18 protein-coding genes and 1 CRISPR repeat array are annotated in these 17,268 nt (G+C 71.7%); of the genes, 8 read left to right on the forward strand and 10 right to left on the reverse strand.

From position 1 onward, the window contains the following. Nucleotides 1-50: 50 nt before the first annotated feature. The gene (locus tag ABT130_RS18345) at nucleotides 51-509 is read right to left on the reverse strand and encodes a hypothetical protein (RefSeq protein WP_350956780.1); all 459 of its coding nucleotides are present in this window, start codon (nucleotides 507-509) and stop codon (nucleotides 51-53) included. Between the two features lie 333 nt (nucleotides 510-842). Then, nucleotides 843-2,207 (reverse strand): DHA2 family efflux MFS transporter permease subunit, encoded by a 1,365-nt coding sequence (locus ABT130_RS18350; protein WP_350956838.1) that lies wholly within the window; start codon nucleotides 2,205-2,207, stop codon nucleotides 843-845. Nucleotides 2,208-2,274: 67 nt separating this feature from the next. Between ABT130_RS18350 and ABT130_RS18355 the strand changes: the two genes are divergently transcribed. Both ABT130_RS18355 and ABT130_RS18360 read left to right on the forward strand, forming a co-directional pair. Next, on the forward strand, nucleotides 2,275-3,009 hold the full coding sequence (locus ABT130_RS18355; protein WP_350956782.1) for a helix-turn-helix transcriptional regulator: 735 nt from the start codon (nucleotides 2,275-2,277) through the stop codon (nucleotides 3,007-3,009). Between the two features lie 48 nt (nucleotides 3,010-3,057). Further along, a complete protein-coding gene (locus ABT130_RS18360) occupies nucleotides 3,058-3,444 on the forward strand; it encodes a hemerythrin domain-containing protein (protein ID WP_350956840.1) in 387 nt (128 codons plus the stop codon). Here the strand turns inward: ABT130_RS18360 and ABT130_RS18365 are convergent. The 5 genes from ABT130_RS18365 to ABT130_RS18385 form a co-directional block, all read right to left on the reverse strand. Continuing rightward, nucleotides 3,373-4,251 carry an Imm10 family immunity protein gene (locus tag ABT130_RS18365; RefSeq protein ID WP_350956784.1) on the reverse strand — a complete coding sequence of 293 codons (879 nt, stop codon included), beginning with the start codon at nucleotides 4,249-4,251 and terminating at the stop codon, nucleotides 3,373-3,375. The genes ABT130_RS18360 and ABT130_RS18365 overlap by 72 nt on opposite strands. 3 nt (nucleotides 4,252-4,254) lie before the next feature. Then, a complete protein-coding gene (locus tag ABT130_RS18370; protein ID WP_350956786.1) occupies nucleotides 4,255-6,828 on the reverse strand; it encodes a DUF7824 domain-containing protein in 2,574 nt (857 codons plus the stop codon). A 147-nt stretch (nucleotides 6,829-6,975) separates the two neighbouring features. Beyond that, complete coding sequence (locus ABT130_RS18375; protein WP_350956788.1) at nucleotides 6,976-7,650, reverse strand: ArsR/SmtB family transcription factor; 675 nt, start codon at nucleotides 7,648-7,650, stop codon at nucleotides 6,976-6,978. Nucleotides 7,651-7,655: 5 nt separating this feature from the next. Continuing rightward, complete coding sequence (locus ABT130_RS18380) at nucleotides 7,656-8,171, reverse strand: cupin domain-containing protein (RefSeq protein WP_350956790.1); 516 nt, start codon at nucleotides 8,169-8,171, stop codon at nucleotides 7,656-7,658. A gap of 74 nt (nucleotides 8,172-8,245) precedes the next feature. Next, entirely contained in the window at nucleotides 8,246-8,377 is a 132-nt protein-coding gene (locus ABT130_RS18385; protein ID WP_350956792.1) for a hypothetical protein, read from the reverse strand. 186 nt (nucleotides 8,378-8,563) lie between these two features. On the opposite strand from ABT130_RS18385, the gene ABT130_RS18390 reads away from it, so the two are divergent. The 3 genes from ABT130_RS18390 to ABT130_RS18400 all read left to right on the forward strand — a co-directional run bounded on the left by ABT130_RS18390 (nucleotide 8,564) and on the right by ABT130_RS18400 (nucleotide 11,154). After that, on the forward strand, nucleotides 8,564-8,917 hold the full coding sequence (locus ABT130_RS18390) for a YciI family protein (protein ID WP_350956794.1): 354 nt from the start codon (nucleotides 8,564-8,566) through the stop codon (nucleotides 8,915-8,917). 211 nt (nucleotides 8,918-9,128) lie between these two features. Next, complete coding sequence (locus ABT130_RS18395) at nucleotides 9,129-10,364, forward strand: RNA polymerase sigma factor (RefSeq protein ID WP_350956796.1); 1,236 nt, start codon at nucleotides 9,129-9,131, stop codon at nucleotides 10,362-10,364. Nucleotides 10,365-10,554: 190 nt separating this feature from the next. Next, nucleotides 10,555-11,154, forward strand: a complete 600-nt coding sequence (locus ABT130_RS18400; protein ID WP_350956798.1) for a DUF1349 domain-containing protein — start codon at nucleotides 10,555-10,557, stop codon at nucleotides 11,152-11,154. A gap of 21 nt (nucleotides 11,155-11,175) precedes the next feature. Here ABT130_RS18400 and ABT130_RS18405 read toward each other — a convergent pair whose 3' ends face one another. Both ABT130_RS18405 and ABT130_RS18410 read right to left on the reverse strand, forming a co-directional pair. Beyond that, a complete protein-coding gene (locus ABT130_RS18405; protein ID WP_350956800.1) occupies nucleotides 11,176-12,393 on the reverse strand; it encodes an acyltransferase family protein in 1,218 nt (405 codons plus the stop codon). 523 nt (nucleotides 12,394-12,916) lie between these two features. Then, nucleotides 12,917-13,188: a CRISPR direct-repeat array (repeat unit 28 nt; unit sequence GTCGGCCCCGCGCCTGCGGGGATGGTCC). A 181-nt stretch (nucleotides 13,189-13,369) separates the two neighbouring features. After that, nucleotides 13,370-14,323 carry a nucleoside hydrolase gene (locus ABT130_RS18410; RefSeq protein WP_350956802.1) on the reverse strand — a complete coding sequence of 318 codons (954 nt, stop codon included), beginning with the start codon at nucleotides 14,321-14,323 and terminating at the stop codon, nucleotides 13,370-13,372. 116 nt (nucleotides 14,324-14,439) lie between these two features. On the opposite strand from ABT130_RS18410, the gene ABT130_RS18415 reads away from it, so the two are divergent. Genes ABT130_RS18415 through ABT130_RS18425 form a run of 3 tightly spaced genes read left to right on the forward strand, consistent with a single transcriptional unit; the run spans nucleotide 14,440 to nucleotide 16,603 of the window. Then, nucleotides 14,440-14,967 carry an RNA polymerase sigma factor gene (locus ABT130_RS18415; RefSeq protein WP_350915224.1) on the forward strand — a complete coding sequence of 176 codons (528 nt, stop codon included), beginning with the start codon at nucleotides 14,440-14,442 and terminating at the stop codon, nucleotides 14,965-14,967. Next, entirely contained in the window at nucleotides 14,964-15,767 is an 804-nt protein-coding gene (locus ABT130_RS18420; protein ID WP_350956804.1) for a zf-HC2 domain-containing protein, read from the forward strand. Before ABT130_RS18415 ends, ABT130_RS18420 begins: the two co-directional genes overlap by 4 nt. After that, entirely contained in the window at nucleotides 15,764-16,603 is an 840-nt protein-coding gene (locus tag ABT130_RS18425; protein WP_350956806.1) for an ABC transporter ATP-binding protein, read from the forward strand. Before ABT130_RS18420 ends, ABT130_RS18425 begins: the two co-directional genes overlap by 4 nt. Nucleotides 16,604-16,623: 20 nt before the next feature. On the opposite strand, the gene ABT130_RS18430 is transcribed toward ABT130_RS18425, so the two are convergent. Beyond that, a complete protein-coding gene (locus tag ABT130_RS18430) occupies nucleotides 16,624-17,265 on the reverse strand; it encodes a protein-L-isoaspartate O-methyltransferase family protein (protein ID WP_350956808.1) in 642 nt (213 codons plus the stop codon). Between the last annotated feature and the right edge of the window lie 3 nt (nucleotides 17,266-17,268).

The following is a 17,268-nucleotide window of genomic DNA, read 5'->3' on the forward strand; positions in this document are numbered from 1 at the left end:
TCAGGCTGGGGGGCGAGGGACCGGGTGTGGCCCCGGCGCTTGAGGTCTCGCTATCCGCAGTTGCCGAAGGTCTTGCGGCCGCCGGTCGCCTCGGCGTAGTCCAGCCGGGTGTCTCGGGTGCTGCCCCAGTACGAGACGCACTTGCCACGGGCCTTCAGCTTGACCGGCCCGGCGTAGTACTTGAACTTGCCCGCGTCGGTCTTCGGCTTGCTGCCCTGCACCGTCAGGGTGGCGGTGGTGTAGGTGGCGGTCCGGTAGAAGGCGGTCTTGATACTGACCACGCAGTTGTAACCGGTGCTGCGGTTGTACATGAGGTAGACGTAGCCGAAGGTGTCACGTCCGGACTTGAGGGGGCGGGTGCCGTCCTTCACCCGGGTGAACCCCGCCCCGCAGACACCCTCGGGAGTGTAGGGGGCGGAGGCCGCGTACGCCGTGTATGCCGGGTTGGCCGCGAGAACGCCGGCGGCCAGGGCCGCCACGGCGATGACCTTCGTAACAGACCTGATCACTTGTCTACCCTTCGACGGGGACTGCGGCCCATACCGCAGCGGATCAACCCATCGATCCTGGCTTACTCCTCTACTTTCCGGCAATGGGCACCGGGATGAGGCCTGGCCGACAGGTCCGGCCGAGATCCGGGGAAAACCGGCCACGAGTCGATCATGTTCGTAATCTCGGAAGGCGAATTTTTCGGTCGAAATGCGGAAGAGTGCTCGTTGCAACGGCCCTTACAAGTGCGGGTACGGCTAGGCGTGCAGCGGGCCAGGGCGGTGTCGAAGTCACCACGCCTTGCTGGTCCGCGACGGCAGCGTCCTGGCGCAGTGCGCCGGTGGCCCGGATCCTCAGCGGGTAGCGGCTGTCGGCGTGCTGGGGACGTCGGCGCCGTGCCCTGCGAGCTGCCGCGGGCCGCCGGCGCGTGACGGCAGCAGCACGGCGATGAGTACGGCGCCGAGCGCCACGCAGACCGCGCCTGCCGTGAGCCCGCCCGAGTAGCCCATGACGGCCAGCGCGGCCACCCCGACGGCACCGCCGACCTGCTGGACGGAGGTGAACAGGGCCGAGCCGAGACCGGCGTCCTCCTCGGTGGTGCCGTCGACCGCGGCCGTGGCCATGATGGGCAGGCTCAGGCCGTTGCCCATGCTCAGGATGAGCATGCCGGGCAGGACGTGGGCGGCGTAGGAGTCGCCCGCCGCCACGCCGGACAGCAGCAGCAGGCCGGCGATGTTGACCAGGAACGCCAGCAAGAGCGCCCAGCGCGTCCCGATCCTGAGCGAGATGCGGGAGGACAGCCACATGCCCGCCAGGATGCCGGCGCCGTAGGGCAGGTAGGCGACGCCCGCCAGGAGCGGGCTGTACCCCAGAACGGTCTGAATCTGGATCATCAGCAGGAACGACATCGCGTACATCGCCATCGAGAACAGCAGGGTCGCGCCGTTGGCGACCGCCCGCGTGCGCGAGGCCAGGAACGACCCGGGCACCAGCGGCGCCGCCGCCCGCGACTCGACCACCAGGAACGCCACCGCCAAGGCGGCGGAGAGCACGGCTGCGCCGATGACGACCGGATCATTCCAGCCGGTCTCTCCGGCGCGCAGCAGCCCGTACACCAGCGATACCGCGGCACCGGTGACCAGGACCGCGCCGGGGACGTCGAGGCGGCGTCGGCCGGGGGCGCGGGACTCGGGGACCAGGCGGGGGAGCGACACCAGGGCCACGGCGACGACGGGCAGGTTGATCAGGAAGATCCCGCGCCAGGACACCAGGTCGGTCAGCGCCCCGGACAGCACCAGGCCCGAGGTTCCGCCCAGGGCCGCGATGCCGCCCCAGATGCCCAGCGCCCTGGCCCGCTCCTCCGGTCCCGGATACAGCAACGTGATCATCGACATCGCCGCCGGGCTGGCCATCGCAGAACCCGCGCCCTGCACGAACCGCCCGATCACGAGCTGCCATGGCTCCTGCGCGAGCCCGCAGGCCAGGCTGGCCATCCCGAACAACGCCACGCCGATGAGGAAGACGCGGCGACGGCCCAGCAGATCCGCCATCCGGCCGCACAGCAGCAGCAGCCCACCGAAGGCCAGGAAGTAGGCGTTGACGACCCAGGGCAACCCGGACGCGCTGAAGCCCAGCTCATCGCGGATGCTGGGCAGGGCCACGTTCACGACGGTGTCATCGAGCACGAGCATGAACTGGACAAGGCACAACACAATCATCGGCACCCGACGACGCTATGATCCGCCGCATTTGGCCACAATCCGCGATGAGGCCAGACTGTGTCGCATGGAGGACATAGGCGCGATCATCGTCGGCCACTTCCCGCTGGCCTCGGGGGAGTGGATCCCCCCGCACAGCCACGCTCACCACCAGCTCGCCTGGACCCGGCGCGGCGTCCTAAGCGTCGAAGTGGGCAAGGTGTACTGGGTCCTGCCGCCCACCAGGGCGCTGTGGCTGCCCGCAGGTGTCACCCATGCGACCGGCGCGACCCGCGACGCGGTGCTGTGCAGCCTGTACCTGGCGCCGGAGCCCTGCCCGCTGGACTGGCCCGAGCCCACGGCGGTCGGCGTCGACGGCCTGCTGGCCGAGCTGATCGGCTACCTGGCCCGCACCGACCTCACCGACGACGCGCGGCTGCGCGCCGAGGCCGTGGTGCCCGACCTGCTGCGCCCGCTGCCCACCCGACCCATCGACGTGCCGCAGCCCACCGACGAGCGGGTCCAGGTGGTGGCGGCCGCCCTGCTGGCGGACCCGGCCGACCCGCGCAGCCTGGAGGCGCACGCCCGCGCGGTAGGCGTGAGCAGACGGACGTTGACGCGGCTGTTCGTACGCGACACGGGCATGAGCTTCGACCATTGGCGTACGCAGGTACGTCTGCGCGCCGCCCTGCCGCTGCTGGCCGAGGGGCAACCGGTGTCGCGGGTGGCGCACGATGTGGGGTACGCCACGGCGAGTGCGTTCCTGGCGGCCTTCCGCCGCACGGTCGGCACCACACCCCGGCGCTACCTGCTCAGTCGTTGACGCGGAGCCGGACACCCCGGGACGCCGGCACCCCGGCTGGGCGAGGAACTGGCCCGGCACTGCCTGACCTTCTGCGGCGCGCTCCACGCGCACCACACCAACGAGAACGGCGCGTTCACCGTCTTCGAAAAGGAGTTTCCCGAGCTCGCCCCGGTGCTCGACCGGCTCCGCCGGGAACACCACCCGGTGGCGCGGGCCTTGACGGATCTTCAGGCACTGCTCGCCGGCCTCACCTCCGGCAGTACGGCCGATGCGGACCGGCTCCGGGCGGAGCTGGAGCGACCGGCCCGCGATCTGGAGGAGTACCTCGCCTGCGAGGAGCGTCCCGCGCTGGGAGTGTGCGGCTTTCTGCCCGGCCGCGGGTCAGAACCCGGTGAGCGCGGGCATCGGATCGGACACCCCGGCACGGAAGACCCTGCCGAGAACGGCCCGTAGCCGCTCCGTCTCGACGGGGCCCAGGTTCAGCTCGACGGTCAGGACGGTCTCGGTCTCCATGTCGTCCGCCGCCTTGGGGGTGAGGTGCAGGACGAGACGCCGATCGTCGAGCACGCATGCGGTGATACCACCCCCGGTGCCCCGCATGTCCTTGCGAGCCACCCAGTAGGACCGCTCTCCCGCCTCCTTCGTGGCGAGGAAAAGAAGGTGGTCGCCGTCGCCCTCGGCCTCCTCGTGCAGGACGGCGATGGGGCCCGCGGCCCTCTCGTCGACTTCGAGCCTGTGGACGGCCAGGTGCCCGGCCGGCGTGTAGACCAGCTCTCCGGAGATGACCGGCTCGGGCCTCGGTGACACGTGGGAACGCCGCCGGTGCTCCTCGGACTCGCGGATCCCCACCGGGACCGCCGTCGGGAGTGCGTCCAGCAGCCAGCCGGGAACGATGTCGCGGGGAAACAGCGTCAGCTCTTCCAGCAGCGCGACGTCGGGGATGTCCGTACCGTCGGGAAAGGGGAACCCGTCGGCGTCCACCTGTCCCCGGTACGACCTGCTCTCCGGCGTGAAGCGCAGCTCGCAGCAGAACCAGGTGCCCTCGCCGTCGCGACGGGACAGTTCGCGGAGCCGCCGGAACGGCTCCTCCAGCCCCTGGACGCCGAGCTCCACCCCGTCACATTCCACGGTGACCCGGGAGAATCCGCCGACCTGGGCGCAGCGGACCGTGGCGCCGTTCCAGCCAGGGGGCGCGGCGGCACGGACCAGGTCGCCGATCGCCAGCCGCAGGCGGCACTCCTCGTCATACTTCGAGCGCATGGGTCATCCTTCCTTCGCCGTCAACAACCCGTGCAGGCGGCGCGCCTCACGGAGCAGGCCACTCGATCCCTTGCGCGCCGCCATGGCCTCGATCTCGGGAATCGCCCCGCGAGCGCGGCACCACGCCGCCGTGGTGGCGGCCAGCGCCACGAACTCGGTGAGCCCGTGGCGCGGTCGGCGACCGGCTTGGGGCACGAGCGACGGCAACGCCGCGGCGACGGCCGTCCACACCTCCTCATGGGCACCCTGGCGGGACGCCGACTCCAGGGCCGCCGTCAGGTGGAGGAGCTTCACCTGGTCGTATCCGACCAGCGCCGCCGCCTGCCTGCCGAGTTCGGCGGCCGGCAGGTCGCCGCGGCCCGCCATCGCCAGCAGGACGTCGACGGCTTCCGGCATGTCCGGGTTTCCCAGCACATGGGCAAGGACGAGCGAGACGGCGACCCCCGGCGGCCCGTCGAGCCCGGCGAGCCGGCGGAGATGATCCGGCCCTACCGCCGGGCCGCGCCACTGATCGCGCAGCAGCTGACCTGACAGGTGGGCGGCGGCCACCTCGCGGTGGGACGGGAACATCGACGGCCACCAGGACAGATGAACTTCGTCACCGTGCCGCGGAGAGGCGGCGAACATCCGGTCGACGAGCGGCAGCCCGGTGGCCGGCGCGTGCAGCGACGGGACGAGCTTCACCTCGGTGGAGTAGGTCGGCGCGCTGCGGGACCAGCGCACCTCCACCACCGGATCCGCGAGCCGGGCCCCGGACAGCCGGCGGGCGACCAGGCGACCGGCCTGCGAGGAGAGCCGACCGGCGCGTTCGGCCGCGTTCGGATCCCGCTCTCTGGGCAGCCGGAGGAGTGCCTGCTGCAGGTCCGCGGCCAGCGGCTTCCCCCCGGCGGCCTCGATGACCTCCAGCCTCGTCACCAGCTCGGCCGCCGCCACGTGCCCGGTCGTGAGGGTGGGGGTGGACAGCAGCAACGGCGGGACGACGTCCTCCTCGACGGCCATCTGGATCTCGGCCGCCCGGTGCAGCAGAAGCAGGTGCGGCGGGCAGAGACGGCGGGTGTCGGGGAGTTTCCGCTTCCAGGCACCCCGCATCGGTGCGATGCCGCTGAGGGAGCACATGGCGCCGATCAGCCAGTGGTCGACCTGGTTCCAACGATCGACCCGGTTCCAGGGATAACCTTCTCCGTACAGGTGCTCATACCTGCCGACCAGGTGGGGCTTGAGCTCGGCGGCCGTACCCTCGCGATCCCGGTACACGAGGGCGACGAAGCCGGCCAGCAGCCGCTCCCACTCCTGCCAGTCATCGGAACCGTTCAGCAGGGGCACCATCTCCGCCACGGAACCGATCGGATCAGGCATCCGCCGCGGAGCGTCGGGCTGCGGGAGCGGGGACGGGGCGAGCCCGTCCCGCGGGTCGGACTCGGCCGGCTCCTCGCCGCCGAAGACCGCGAAGGCACGCCGCCCGAGGTCGGGCGGGAGCGTGCCGAGCGCGTCGCGGATGACGTCCCGGCCCTCGTCGTCCATCCGGCTCGCGTGCTTGATCGCGAGCGTCACCGCCCTGTCCTGCAGTTCGGTGGAGTCCGCGGCGAACACCAGCGCCAGCGGTCCGGCGATCGAGGTCGCCAGCTCGGGTGAGAGCCGTACCCGCTGGTCCAGCCAGGTGAGCCCGGCGCGGACGAGCTTGCGCTCGGGCCTGAAGAGCACCGACTCCCACCCCTCCACCAGGTCGAAGGGGTCGAGCCCGTCCAGCCCGCGCAGATGCCGCAGCGCCAGCTCGGCGACCGGCCCCGGCGCCGCGGGCAGCAGCCGCAGGTAGTCGCGGGCGTGCGGCTCGATCTCGTGCGGCGCCGGATCCAGGGCCTCGTGCAGGCGGACGAAGAACCGCAGCTCTGCCGCCGAACCCCCCAGCAGGAACCGCCTGACGCATCCCTGGAGCAGCATCGGCCGTCTCGCCCCGTCCTTGGCGGCCAGGGTACGCAGGGCGCCCAGCAACGACCGGGCCGGATCGCTCTCCCACTGCAGGGCCCGCCCCACACCCTGAACCTCGAAGACGCGGGGAAGCATGGCGTCGAAGAGCGGATCCTTTCGCAGAGTGGGCAGGCCGCCGACGGTGCTCGCCCATCCGACGACCAGCGGGTCGTGGGCCGGCACCTCGATCCCGGTCGCACGCAGCAGGGCGAGTGCCAGCGGCAGCCCACGGTCCTCCCCCGTCCGGAGCCTCAGCACGAGCCGTCCGGCCAGGTCGGCCCGCCACTCCGCCGGCCGGGCCGCGAGAATCGCCATGATCCGCTCGGTGTCCCCGTACGGCGAGCCCCAGCGGGAGGTGAAATCCCGGCGGTTCAGCCAGGTCGCCACGGCGGCCGCCCCGGTGAGCACCCCGGCCCCGGCGGCGCGGAGCACCTCGGCGTAGTCGTCGAGCCCCTCCCAGGATTCGCGTCGGCCGCGCAGCGTCTTCAGGTATCCCGGAAGAAGGCCGGCGACCTCCTTACGCGCCGCCTCGTCCAACTCGACGATCCGGACCGCGACGGCGTGGGCGTCCCGGCGGTCGATGAGTCCGCGGATCTCCTCCCAGGCGGTCATGCGCCGGCCTCTTCGCGGCTGGTGATCCGAGGGAGTTCGCCGGGCGCGGGGACCTTCGTCCCGGCAGTCGACAGAGCAGCCTGCTGCTGCGAACTGAACATGCCGGGAACGGTAGTGATCCACTCCGACAATTCGGCCGCGGGTCCGTTACCGGGCCGTGGCGGAACCGGTCTGCAGTCGTCTCCCCGTGCGTCGCCAGCGGGTGAGCCCGCCGTCCAGCGGGCGCGCCGGAAAGCCGTGGTCGCGGAGCAGGCGCACGGCCTCCGGGGAGACCACGCAGTAGGGGCCGCCGCAGTAGGCCACGATCTCCATGCCCCTGGGCAGCTCGTCGAGACGGTCCCGCAGCTCGGTCAGGGGAATCGACACCGACCCCGGCACATGGCCGCGGGCGTGCTCGGCGGCCGAGCGGACGTCGACGATCACGATGCCGGGGTCGTCGAGACGTCCGGCGAGCTCGTCGGCGGTCACCGCCTCCAGGACCGCGACCTCGCCGAGATGCTCGGACACCGCCTCCCGCAGATCGGCGAGCCTTTCCGCGGCGAAGTCCTGCAGCTCGCCCAGGAAGCGCGAGACCCGCTCGTCGGCCAGCCGGTAGTAGACCCGGGTACCCGCCTTGCGGCTCGTCACCAGGTGAGCCGCGCGGAGTTGCTGCAGCTGGGCCGAGGTGTTCTTCAGCGGGATGTCCGCCTCCTCGGACAGCTGCTCGACGGTGCGCTCTCCCTGGTCGAGCACGTCGAGCAGCCTCAGCCGCACCGGACTGGCCAGCGTCCTGCCGATCCGGGCCAGCTGCCGGTAGATCGGTTCCTCGGGAAACTCCGCCATGACCGTCAGACCATGTACTGGTCGTGGCGGAGGTACACGTCCGTCCACTCCGCGTCGCTGAGCCGGCGCCCACTGGCCGCGATCTCGGCGAGCTCCTCGAAGTAGCCCTCGCGAGGTGCCCCCGGCGCGAAGAGCAGCAGCATCGAGGCCGGTTCGCCGGACTCGTTGCGGAAACTGTGCACCCCGCCCTCCGGGACGTACAGGAAGTCTCCCGCCGTCGCGTCGGTCCAGATCTTCCCGTTGAACAGCCGCACGGTCCCGGAGAGCACGAAGAAGGACTCGGAGATCGTCCGGTGGAAGTGCGGGTCCGGGCCGGACGGCTTCGCTCCCATGTCCCAGCGGTACAGACCGAACTGCCCGTTCGTCGAGGCGCCGGTGCCCAGATAGCGCACCTCCGTCCCGCCTTCGCCTATCACCAGGTCCGGCCCCGCGCTCGCCGGCCGGAAGAACCCACTGCTCTCGCCCGCCACGCCCAGGTAACGAGGCTCCGGGTACGACATCGCGTCCTCCAGTTGATCCATTGCAGCTTATATTCTAAAGAACTATAGAGTACGGGAAGGTGCAAAGACCCCGCCGCGACGGTCCCGGTGAACGGTCAGCGAAGGAGCAGGTTGAGCAGGTTGAGCAGGACCGTCAGGAGGACGGAGAGCAGCACGGAGACGAGGATCATGGTCAGGCACCCGGCCCAGCCGCCCAGGATCCTGATCTCCGTCTTCCCGATGCGCATGCCCTCGTGCTACCCGGCGACGACCGGGGAAACCCGGTCCCTCGCCTCGCGGCCGATGCTCGCCGGTGAACGCGAGGCCGGAGACATTCTCCCGGAACGGGGGTGCTCGATGTCGATTCGGCCCGGCGCCGTTCGTGTAATGGGTAGGACGCCGACGGTGGCGTCGCACTCGCCCAGGAGGACCAGATGAAGCAGTACCTGCTCAGCATCTACCAGCCCGACGGAGAGGCTCCCCCGCCCGAGACGCTGGAGCCGATCATGCGGGACGTCGACGCCCTGAACCGGGAGATGAGGGCCGCCGGCGTCTGGGTCTTCTCCGCCGGCCTGCACCCGGCGAGCACGGCGACCGTGCTGCGGGTCAAGGACGACGAGGTGCTGATGACCGACGGGCCCTTCGCGGAGGGCAAGGAGCACATCGGCGGGCTCGCCGTCGTCAGGGCGCCCGACCTCGACTCCGCGCTCGAATGGGGCCGGAAACTCGCCCGCGCGACCACCCTCCCGGTCGAGGTACGCCCGTTCCAGGGGGAGGTAACAGGCTGATGCCATGCCCCGGCCGAGAACCCGAGGCCGCCTGGGGCCGGCCCCGTTCTCCCCGGCCGGCGCGGATCCGTGCTTCCCGCGGAAAGCCGCGCAGGGCGAGGTGACGGTCTGATGCCACGTCACCCGGCGGAGATCGCGAAGTCCGGGACGTCGAGGCCGCCTGAGGCCGGCCTCGACGTCCCGGGCCGGTGAGATGGGGAGCCTCGCACCGATGCCCGGCAGGCCGGCCCTTCCTCCCTCGGAGATCGCACGCGTGTTCGCCGAGGAGTACGGCCGCGCGGTGGCGGTCCTGGTCCGCGTCTTCGGTGACATCGACATCGCCGAGGAGGCGGTCCAGGACGCCTTCGCCATCGCGGTGCAACGCTGGCCATCGGCCGGACCGCCACCGAGCCCGGCGGGATGGATCATCACCACCGCGCGGAACCGAGCCGTCGACCGGCTGCGCCGCGAGGCCTCCCGCGAGGACCGGCAGGCCCAGGCCGCCCTGCTGCACGCCCGCGACGGCCGACAAGAGGAGGGACCCGTGCGCGACGACCGGCTACGCCTGATCTTCACCTGCTGCCACCCCGCGCTCGCCCCCGCCGCCCGGGTCGCGCTGACGCTGCGACTCCTGGGCGGGCTTGGCACCGCGGAGATCGCGCGTGCCTTCCTGGTGCCCGAGACGACCATGGCCCAGCGGCTGGTCCGGGCCAAGGGCAAGATCCGCGACGCGCGGATCCCCTACCGGGTCCCTCGCGACGCCGACCTTCCCGACCGGCTCCGGGCCGTACTGGCGGTCGTCTACCTCATCTTCAACGAGGGCTACACGGCGAGTACGGGCGAGCGTCTGGTCCGCGAGGACCTCTGCGCCGAGGCCATCCGGCTCGGCCGGCTGCTGGCCGACCTGATGCCCGACGAACCGGAGGTCATGGGACTGCTCGCGCTCATGCTGCTCGTCGAGTCGCGCCGGGGCAGCCGCACCGGCCCCGGCGGCGAGCCGGTGCTCCTGGCCGACCAGGACCGCGGCCGGTGGGATCGCGACCTCATCGCCGAAGGCCAGGCCATCGTCCGGCGCTGCCTGCGGCGCGACCGGCCGGGTCCCTACCAGATCCAGGCGGCGATCAACGCGGTCCACAGCGACGCGCCGGTCCCGGCCGCCACGGACTGGTGGCAGATCCTGCGGCTGTACGACCAGTTGCTGGCGCTCGCCCCGAGCCCGGTCGTGGCGCTCAACCGCGCGGTCGCGGTGGCCGAGGTCGAGGGTCCCGACGCGGCGCTCACCCTCGTCGACGGCCTCGACCTGGACGGCTACCACCTGCTCCACGCCGTCCGCGCCGACCTGCTCCGCCGCCTGGGGCGCACCGCCGAGGCGGCGTCGGCCTACCAGGCGGCGATCGCCCGCACCGAGAACGCGGCCGTACGCGGCTTCCTGCGGCGCCGCCATCGGGCGCTCACCGGAGCCGGATGACGGATGGCTGCTGCCGGGTTCCACATGCGGACAAGGCGCTTTTATCCGCCTTCGTGGGAGCGGTACCATCAGGCACGCCAAGGGTGATCCACAAGCTGCTCGGAAGTCAGCCTGACCGGCGTCACCTGCTGGACGCGGATCGCACTCGACGTCTGGTGACGAGTCCGTCCCGTACGAGAAGGAGAATCCCATGAGCCGGCCGGTCGTTCTGCCCGCCTTCCCCGCTCCGCTGCGCTGGTTGAACCAGCCGGTCGGGTGGAGCGTCGACGGGGACGACGCGCTGGCCATCGAGGCGGGCCCGAACACCGACCTGTTCACCGACCCCGGCGGCCCCGACCGCTTCGCCAACGCCCCCGCCCTGGTCGGGCGGCTGGACGGGGACTTCACGCTGAGCGCCCGGGTCAGGGTCGACCTGCTGACCACCTACGACGCCGGGGTCCTGGTGCTGCACGCCGACGAGCGCACCTGGGCGAAGTTCTGCCTGGAGATGTCCCCGCAGGGCAGGCCCACGATCGTCTCGGTGGTGACCCGCGGGGTGTCCGACGACTGCAACTCCTTCACCGCCGAGGGCGACGACCTGCGGCTGCGGATCTCCCGGATCGGCTCCGCCTTCGCCTTCCATGTCTCCACCGGCACCGGCTTCTGGCATCTCACCAGGTACTTCGCGCTCGACGGAGACCCCGAGGTCGGCTTCCTCGCCCAGTCACCGACCGGCCAGGGCTGCACCGTCCGTTTCGAGGACATCCGCTACTCGGCGACACGCCTCTCCGACCTGCGCGACGGCGAGTGAGCCCGGCCGGGCGAACGGCGCCTATCCCCGCATCCCGAACAGGAACCGGGTCACCCGCGTGCGGCGCACCAGCAGGTCGTAGGCGGCCACGGTCAGCACCAGCGAGGCCGTGACGATCACGAGGTACTTGACCACGATCGGCGCGTGCCAGCCGACCACGCCGTACGCGACCGCGACGACGATCGGCTGGTGCAGGACGTACAGCGGCAACGCGGCGGTGGCCAGATAGCCGTACAGCCGCCGGCCCCGGCCGTCCGGCGTGTCCCGCGCGGCGGCCGGTGCCCCGCGACGACGGTCGAGAAGTCCCAGGATCGCGACCAGCCAGCACCACCCCGCCATGCCGTACAGGGTGCGGACACCGATCGAGAGGGCGGTCAGGTCCGTGAAGGGGTCGCCTCCGGGAGTGTTGCCCGCGATCAGGAAACCCGGCATGCCGATCAGGAACAGGGTCAGGCCGAGCACTCCGGCCGGCACCGCGTCCCGGCGCATCGCCGCCCGGAACCGCTCGTCGGCGGCGAGCACGAACCCGTACAGGAAGAACAGCAGGTAGGCCCAGCGGTTCCAGCCGGCGTACGCCTCCTCCAGGCCCAGCAGCGCGCTTATCATCGCGATCGGGACGCCGGCCAGTAGCACCGCGCCGCGCCGCCGCACCGCCGTGGCCAGCCGGTCGCGGATCCGGCGGCCGAGGTCGCGGGGGAACCAGCGGACCAGCGGCGCCAGCAGCAGCGCGAACGCGAGCAGCATCACCACGAACCACAGGTGCCCGGACTCGAAGTGCTCGCCCTGTACGACGAAGGGAAACTCCGCCAGGTCCAGGCGTACGTCGAAGAAGCGCGGCAGGAACCGCAGGTACGACTCGTGATAGTCAGGGTCGGCCCGCAGCCGCAGCCACTGCGGCACCGGGATGATGGTGAGCGTCGCGAACACCAGCGGCACGCCGAGCCGCAGCAGCCGTTCCACGGCGAATCCGGCGGGATCGCGCCGGCGCAGCGAGTGCCACGAGCCGAGACCGGCGATGAGGAAGAGCATCGGCATCGCCCACACCACGCCGAGACCGGCGGCGATCGTGGTCGCGTCGGTGGTCTCGGCGTTCTTCACGTAGTAGTCGTCGCGGGTGTCGAACACCAGCGCCGAGTGGAAGAACACCAGCCCGACCACCACCAGGGTGCGGATCGCGTCCAACTCCGGCCGCCGCCCCGGTCGCGCGGCCTCGAATGGTTCGATGTGTGCCGTCGCCATCCCACCTCCGCGGCTCCGCGTACCCGGATCAGTCTCGTGCCTGCACTCCTTCCCGCGCTACCGGGCTGCGGGCCGGAGAGCGAACAAATCCACTCGGTCCTCCCAGGGCGTGTCAGACCGGGCGGCCCGCTGACATGGATCTGTGCCACGGCTGACATGCGTGCCGGTCAGGGTGCGTGGTGTCAAGACCACCACTGTGGAGGACATCATGACCCTTGCCGGACCACCCCCGCGGGCGCGGGGCCGATGACCTGCCTCCGGACGCGGTCGACGCGCACCGGGAACCATCCCCGCGGGCGCGGGGCCGATCCGCGCTTAGCCTCTCCCCGTGTGGCGCCTTCCAGACCGTCCCCGCGGGCGCGGGGCCGATGTGATCACCGTTCCCGTCGAGAGCGACACCGCGGGACCATCCCCGCGGGCGCGGGGCCGATAATCCGAGGGCGGGCCTGTGGCGTCGGGTGCGGGGACCATCCCCGCGCGGGGATGGTCCGCCGATGGGTGACGCCACCAGCCGCGCCGTCGCGTCGGCCCCGCGCCTGCGGGGATGGTCCCTACTCGTACCGGGACACCGGCCTCCCCCATGAGTCGGCCCCGCGCCTGCGGGGATGGTCCGGCGTCCATGTGAGCCTTGACCGCCTTGCCGTTGTCGGCCCCGCGCCTGCGGGGATGGTCCTGCCAACGCGCGCTTCCCGTTCGGGCTCATCGTGTCGGCCCGACGCCTGCGGGGATGGTCCCCGGGAGGTGCGGTGAGGAACTGGGACACCTCCGTCGGCCCCGCGCCTGCGGGGATGGTCCGGTGTGGGTATTCACCGCGTACGGCTGGCCCATCGGCGAGCGGCTCGGCGTCCGGCACACGCAGATCGCCCAGGGCTGCGCCTGCCTGGTGGCGACCTCCGACGGATGCGTGGGCCGTGGAGCGAGGGCCCGGCGACCGTGTGCGCCCTGCGGGCCGTGGGCAGCGCCGCTGGCGGCTCGGCTACCCGGCGCTCGGCGGCCCGGCCGAGCCGATCCGCGTGACGTAGAGGTCCCAGAACCGGTCCGGGTCCACCTCCAGCACGGTGCGGCCGTCCGTGTTCGAGACGATCTCGGGACGGAGAAAGGCCGCCGCGGCCACGGCGTCCCAGACGAAGGCCCGATGTCCCGGATCACCGGCGAAGAGCGGTCCCCAAAGCTCCTTGAAGAGCTTCCTGACCGGGGTCTCCTGCCCCGCGACCACCCGCTCGTAGGTCCGCCTGTCCAAGGTGAGCCGCTGCGCCGCCTCCAGCGTGACGACCAGCCGGCGCCTGAACGGAGCGGCGAAGGCGACCCGGGACGCCTCGGGGTCGAACCAGCGGTTGAACTCCTCGCCCTCCGTGTCGGCTCCCAGATAGACGACCTCCTTGACCAGGGGGACCATCTCCGGATGCTCCCGTACGGCGCGTGCCAGGTTGGTGGCCGGGCCGAGCGCGAAGACGGTCACCTCGCCGGGGTGGCGTCTCACCTGGTCGGCGATGAAGTCCGAGGCGCTGCCCGCCGCGGGCCGGGTCGTCGCGTAGCCGCCGTGCGGCTCGGTGGCCAGCGCGCGGTGGGACGCCGGTCGCGGCCGGTCCAGGGCCCCGTCGTAGTCGTCCCTCGGCGCCGGCACGTTGGTCTCGCCGGTCACCACGGGGATGCCGGTCCTGCCGATGAGCTCCAGCTGGCGCAGCGCGTACGCGGTGCCCTCCTCCGGCCAGGTGTTGCCGCCCACGGTCGTCACCCCGAGCACCTCCACCCCTTCGGCGGCGGCCAGCAGGAACATGGCCTGCGCGTCGTCGTTCAGCTCGCCCATGTCCGCGTCGATGATGACTTTCCCGGTGCCCGGGGGTCCGTCGAGCGGCACTCCCGGCGAGCACGACGCCGCGGCGCACACCATGGACAGCGCCACCAGCGAGACCAGTATTTTCCTTCTCATGCCTCACCTGTCGGGCGCGACACCGCATTCGGTTCGTTCCACGCCATGAACGGAGCCGTGAACCGCCGGAGCGACCGGATGCGACAGAGAGGCATGACACCGTTGAAAGGGCTCCCATGAGCGAGCACGAGAGCTGGACGGACGCTCGGCTGCTCGACGCCGTCGCCGGCGAGGACCGCCGTGCCCTTGAGGTCCTGTACGCCCGGCACGCACCCTGGCTCGTCATCCGGCTCACCCGCCGGTGCGCCGACCCGGCGCTGGTGGACGAGGCGGTCCAGGACACCTTCGTGGCCGTCTGGCGTACGGCGCGCACCTGGAAGGGCAAGGGAGAGGTCGCGGCCTGGATCTGGGGCATCGGCGTCCGCCGCCTGCTGGACCGGCTCCGCCGCCGCCCGGCGGTGCCACTGCCCGCCTACGAGCAGGTCATGGTCTCGGCCGAGGAACAGGTGCTGCTCGGCATCGAGTACGGCGAGCTCGGCCAGGCGATGGGCCGGCTCTCCCCGGAACTGCGCGCGGTGGTCCAGGCGACGGTGCTGGACGGGCTGACCACCCGGGAGGCCGGGCGGCTGCTCGGCATCCCGGCGGGAACCGTCAAAACCCGGATGATGCGCGCGAAGGCACTGTTGAGGGAGGAGCTGGCATGAGCACCTGGCACATGGACGACGGCCTGGCCGTCAGGTACGCCGACGGGGAGCTGAACCCGACACTGGCCGCGTCGGTCGAGGCCCACCTGCTGGCCTGCGATCAATGCCGGGGCCTGCTCGCGCCCCGGGTACCGCGCTCCCGGCTGGACCGGGTCTGGGCGGAGGTGGCCGACGAGGTGGACACACCCGTGCCGGGACCGTTCGAACGACTGCTGCGGGCGATCGGCGTCCACGACCACACGGCCCGGCTGCTGGGCGCCACCTACTCGCTGCGCCTGCCGTGGATCGCGGCCGGCACCGTGGCGCTCCTGTTCGCCGCGCTGGCCTCGGGGGAGGCGACCCGGTGGGGGCTGCTCGTCTATCTCACGCTGGCCCCGATCCTGCCGGTCGCCGGAGTCGCCGTGGCCTTCGGCCGGGACGGAGATCCGACCCACGAGATCGGCCTGGCCGCGCCGTACTCGATGTTCCGGCTGATGCTGATGCGCGCCGCCGCGGTGCTGACGTCCTCGTCCGCGCTGGCGCTGGTGATGGGCCTCGCCCTGCTGGGCGACGACTGGACCGTGGCCGCGTGGCTGCTGCCCTCGCTCGCGCTGACCTCGCTGACCCTCGTCCTGTCCAGCCGGTTCGACCCGCGCCACTGCGGGGCCGCCGTGGCGGTGACCTGGCTGGTCGTGGTCGTCGCCACGAACCTCCGCGAGCCGAGCCTGGCGATGTTCGGCGGCGCCGGCCAGGTGGGCTACCTGGCCGTCACCTTCATATCCGTCGTCCTTCTCATCGTGCACCGCAGGGAGTTCTCATGATCGAGGCAGCGGGCCTGGTGAAGGCCTACGGCCGCAGCCGGGCCCTGGACGGGCTCACCTTCACCGCGGGGAAGGGGGTGACCGGTCTGCTGGGGCCGAACGGCGCGGGTAAGACCACGCTGATCAGGATGCTGGCGACCGTGCTCGCCCCGGACGAGGGCGGGCTGAGACTGCTCGGCCGGGACCCGGCCGGGGACCGGCTGGAGATCCGGCGGCGACTGGGATACCTGCCGCAGGAGCCGGGCTACCAGCGCGGATTCACGGTCTTCGAGTTCGTCGACTACGTGGCGATCCTGAAGGAGATGGTGGAGCGGCGGGCCCGGCACGACGAGGTGCGCCGGGTGATCGAGGAGGTCGGGCTGACCTCCGTGAGCGGGAAGCGGATCCGGACGCTGTCCGGCGGTATGCGGCGTCGGCTGGGCATCGCGCAGACGCTGCTCGGCGACCCCGAGCTGATCCTGCTGGACGAGCCGACCGCCGGCCTGGACCCCGAGCAACGGCTCCGGTTCCGCGAGCTGATCTCGCGCATCGGGCAGGACCGGGCCGTCGTGCTCTCCACCCACCAGACCGAGGACGTCGCCGCCCTCTGCAACCGGGTGGTCGTGCTCAAGGCGGGACGGTGCGAGTTCGAGGGCACGCCCGAGGAGATCCGGGCGCTGGCCGAGGGCCGGGTCTGGTTCTCCTCGGAGAGGTCGGGAGTGCTCTCCTGGCGCACCGGCGACGGGCTGTTCCGCAACATCGGGCCCGCTCCGGAGGGTGCCCGCCTGGCCGAGCCGACCGTGGAGGACGGTTACCTGCTGCTGCTCGGCGGCACGGCCGCGGAGGCGGCGGCATGACAGGGAGGCGGGTCACATTCTCAGGACGGAAAGCCGTACCTTCCGTGAAGGCGGACAAAGCTGGCCAGCGTGAGGACCTGCCGACGCTCAAGTCCGGTCACGGTGCGCTGGAACAGGACGACCTCCTCCCGCCCGCCCGGTCCGATGGGCTGTACCAGACGGCCGCCGAGCCGGAGCTGTTCGACCAGCGGCGGGGGCACCTCCGGGAACGCGGCCGACACGACGATGCCGTCGTACGGAGCGCGGTCCGGCACGCCGCCGCCGCCGTCTCCGACGAGCAGCTCGACATTGCCGATCCCCTGCCGGGCGAGGTTCCGGCGCGCCTGCCGGACCAGGTCCGCCCACAGGTCGACGGTCACGACATCGGCGGCCAGGCGAGCGAGCAGCGCGGTCTGGAAACCGAGGCCGGTGCCGATCTCAAGCACGTGTTCCGTCCCGCCGAGACCGAGACCTTCGATCATCCTTGCCGACAGCGAGGGCTGCGTGGTCACCAGCCCGTGCCCGATCAGGATGGGCTCGTCGTAGTAGGCGATCGCGACACAGTCCGCGGGAACGAATCCCGCTCGCGGCGTCGCGCGTACGGCCTCCAGCAGACGCTCGTCGCGGACGCCCATCGCCCGGACGGCCCGGATGAGATCTTCGGGAGAGGCGCCTGCGGTCATGTC

Origin of the sequence: Streptosporangium sp. NPDC001681, assembly GCF_040298085.1 — a bacterium.
Taxonomy (GTDB): Bacteria; Actinomycetota; Actinomycetes; order Streptosporangiales; family Streptosporangiaceae; genus Streptosporangium.

Coding starts and splice junctions, on each gene's coding strand:
- ABT130_RS18350 (WP_350956838.1), bottom strand. CDS start 2,207: ATGATTGTGTTGTGCCTTGTCCAGTTCATGCTCGTGCTCGATGACACC.
- ABT130_RS18355 (WP_350956782.1), top strand. CDS start 2,275: ATGGAGGACATAGGCGCGATCATCGTCGGCCACTTCCCGCTGGCCTCG.
- ABT130_RS18365 (WP_350956784.1), bottom strand. CDS start 4,251: ATGCGCTCGAAGTATGACGAGGAGTGCCGCCTGCGGCTGGCGATCGGC.
- ABT130_RS18370 (WP_350956786.1), bottom strand. CDS start 6,828: ATGACCGCCTGGGAGGAGATCCGCGGACTCATCGACCGCCGGGACGCC.
- ABT130_RS18375 (WP_350956788.1), bottom strand. CDS start 7,650: ATGGCGGAGTTTCCCGAGGAACCGATCTACCGGCAGCTGGCCCGGATC.
- ABT130_RS18380 (WP_350956790.1), bottom strand. CDS start 8,171: ATGGATCAACTGGAGGACGCGATGTCGTACCCGGAGCCTCGTTACCTG.
- ABT130_RS18385 (WP_350956792.1), bottom strand. CDS start 8,377: ATGCGCATCGGGAAGACGGAGATCAGGATCCTGGGCGGCTGGGCCGGG.
- ABT130_RS18390 (WP_350956794.1), top strand. CDS start 8,564: ATGAAGCAGTACCTGCTCAGCATCTACCAGCCCGACGGAGAGGCTCCC.
- ABT130_RS18395 (WP_350956796.1), top strand. CDS start 9,129: ATGCCCGGCAGGCCGGCCCTTCCTCCCTCGGAGATCGCACGCGTGTTC.
- ABT130_RS18400 (WP_350956798.1), top strand. CDS start 10,555: ATGAGCCGGCCGGTCGTTCTGCCCGCCTTCCCCGCTCCGCTGCGCTGG.
- ABT130_RS18405 (WP_350956800.1), bottom strand. CDS start 12,393: ATGGCGACGGCACACATCGAACCATTCGAGGCCGCGCGACCGGGGCGG.
- ABT130_RS18410 (WP_350956802.1), bottom strand. CDS start 14,323: ATGAGAAGGAAAATACTGGTCTCGCTGGTGGCGCTGTCCATGGTGTGC.
- ABT130_RS18415 (WP_350915224.1), top strand. CDS start 14,440: ATGAGCGAGCACGAGAGCTGGACGGACGCTCGGCTGCTCGACGCCGTC.
- ABT130_RS18420 (WP_350956804.1), top strand. CDS start 14,964: ATGAGCACCTGGCACATGGACGACGGCCTGGCCGTCAGGTACGCCGAC.
- ABT130_RS18425 (WP_350956806.1), top strand. CDS start 15,764: ATGATCGAGGCAGCGGGCCTGGTGAAGGCCTACGGCCGCAGCCGGGCC.
- ABT130_RS18430 (WP_350956808.1), bottom strand. CDS start 17,265: ATGACCGCAGGCGCCTCTCCCGAAGATCTCATCCGGGCCGTCCGGGCG.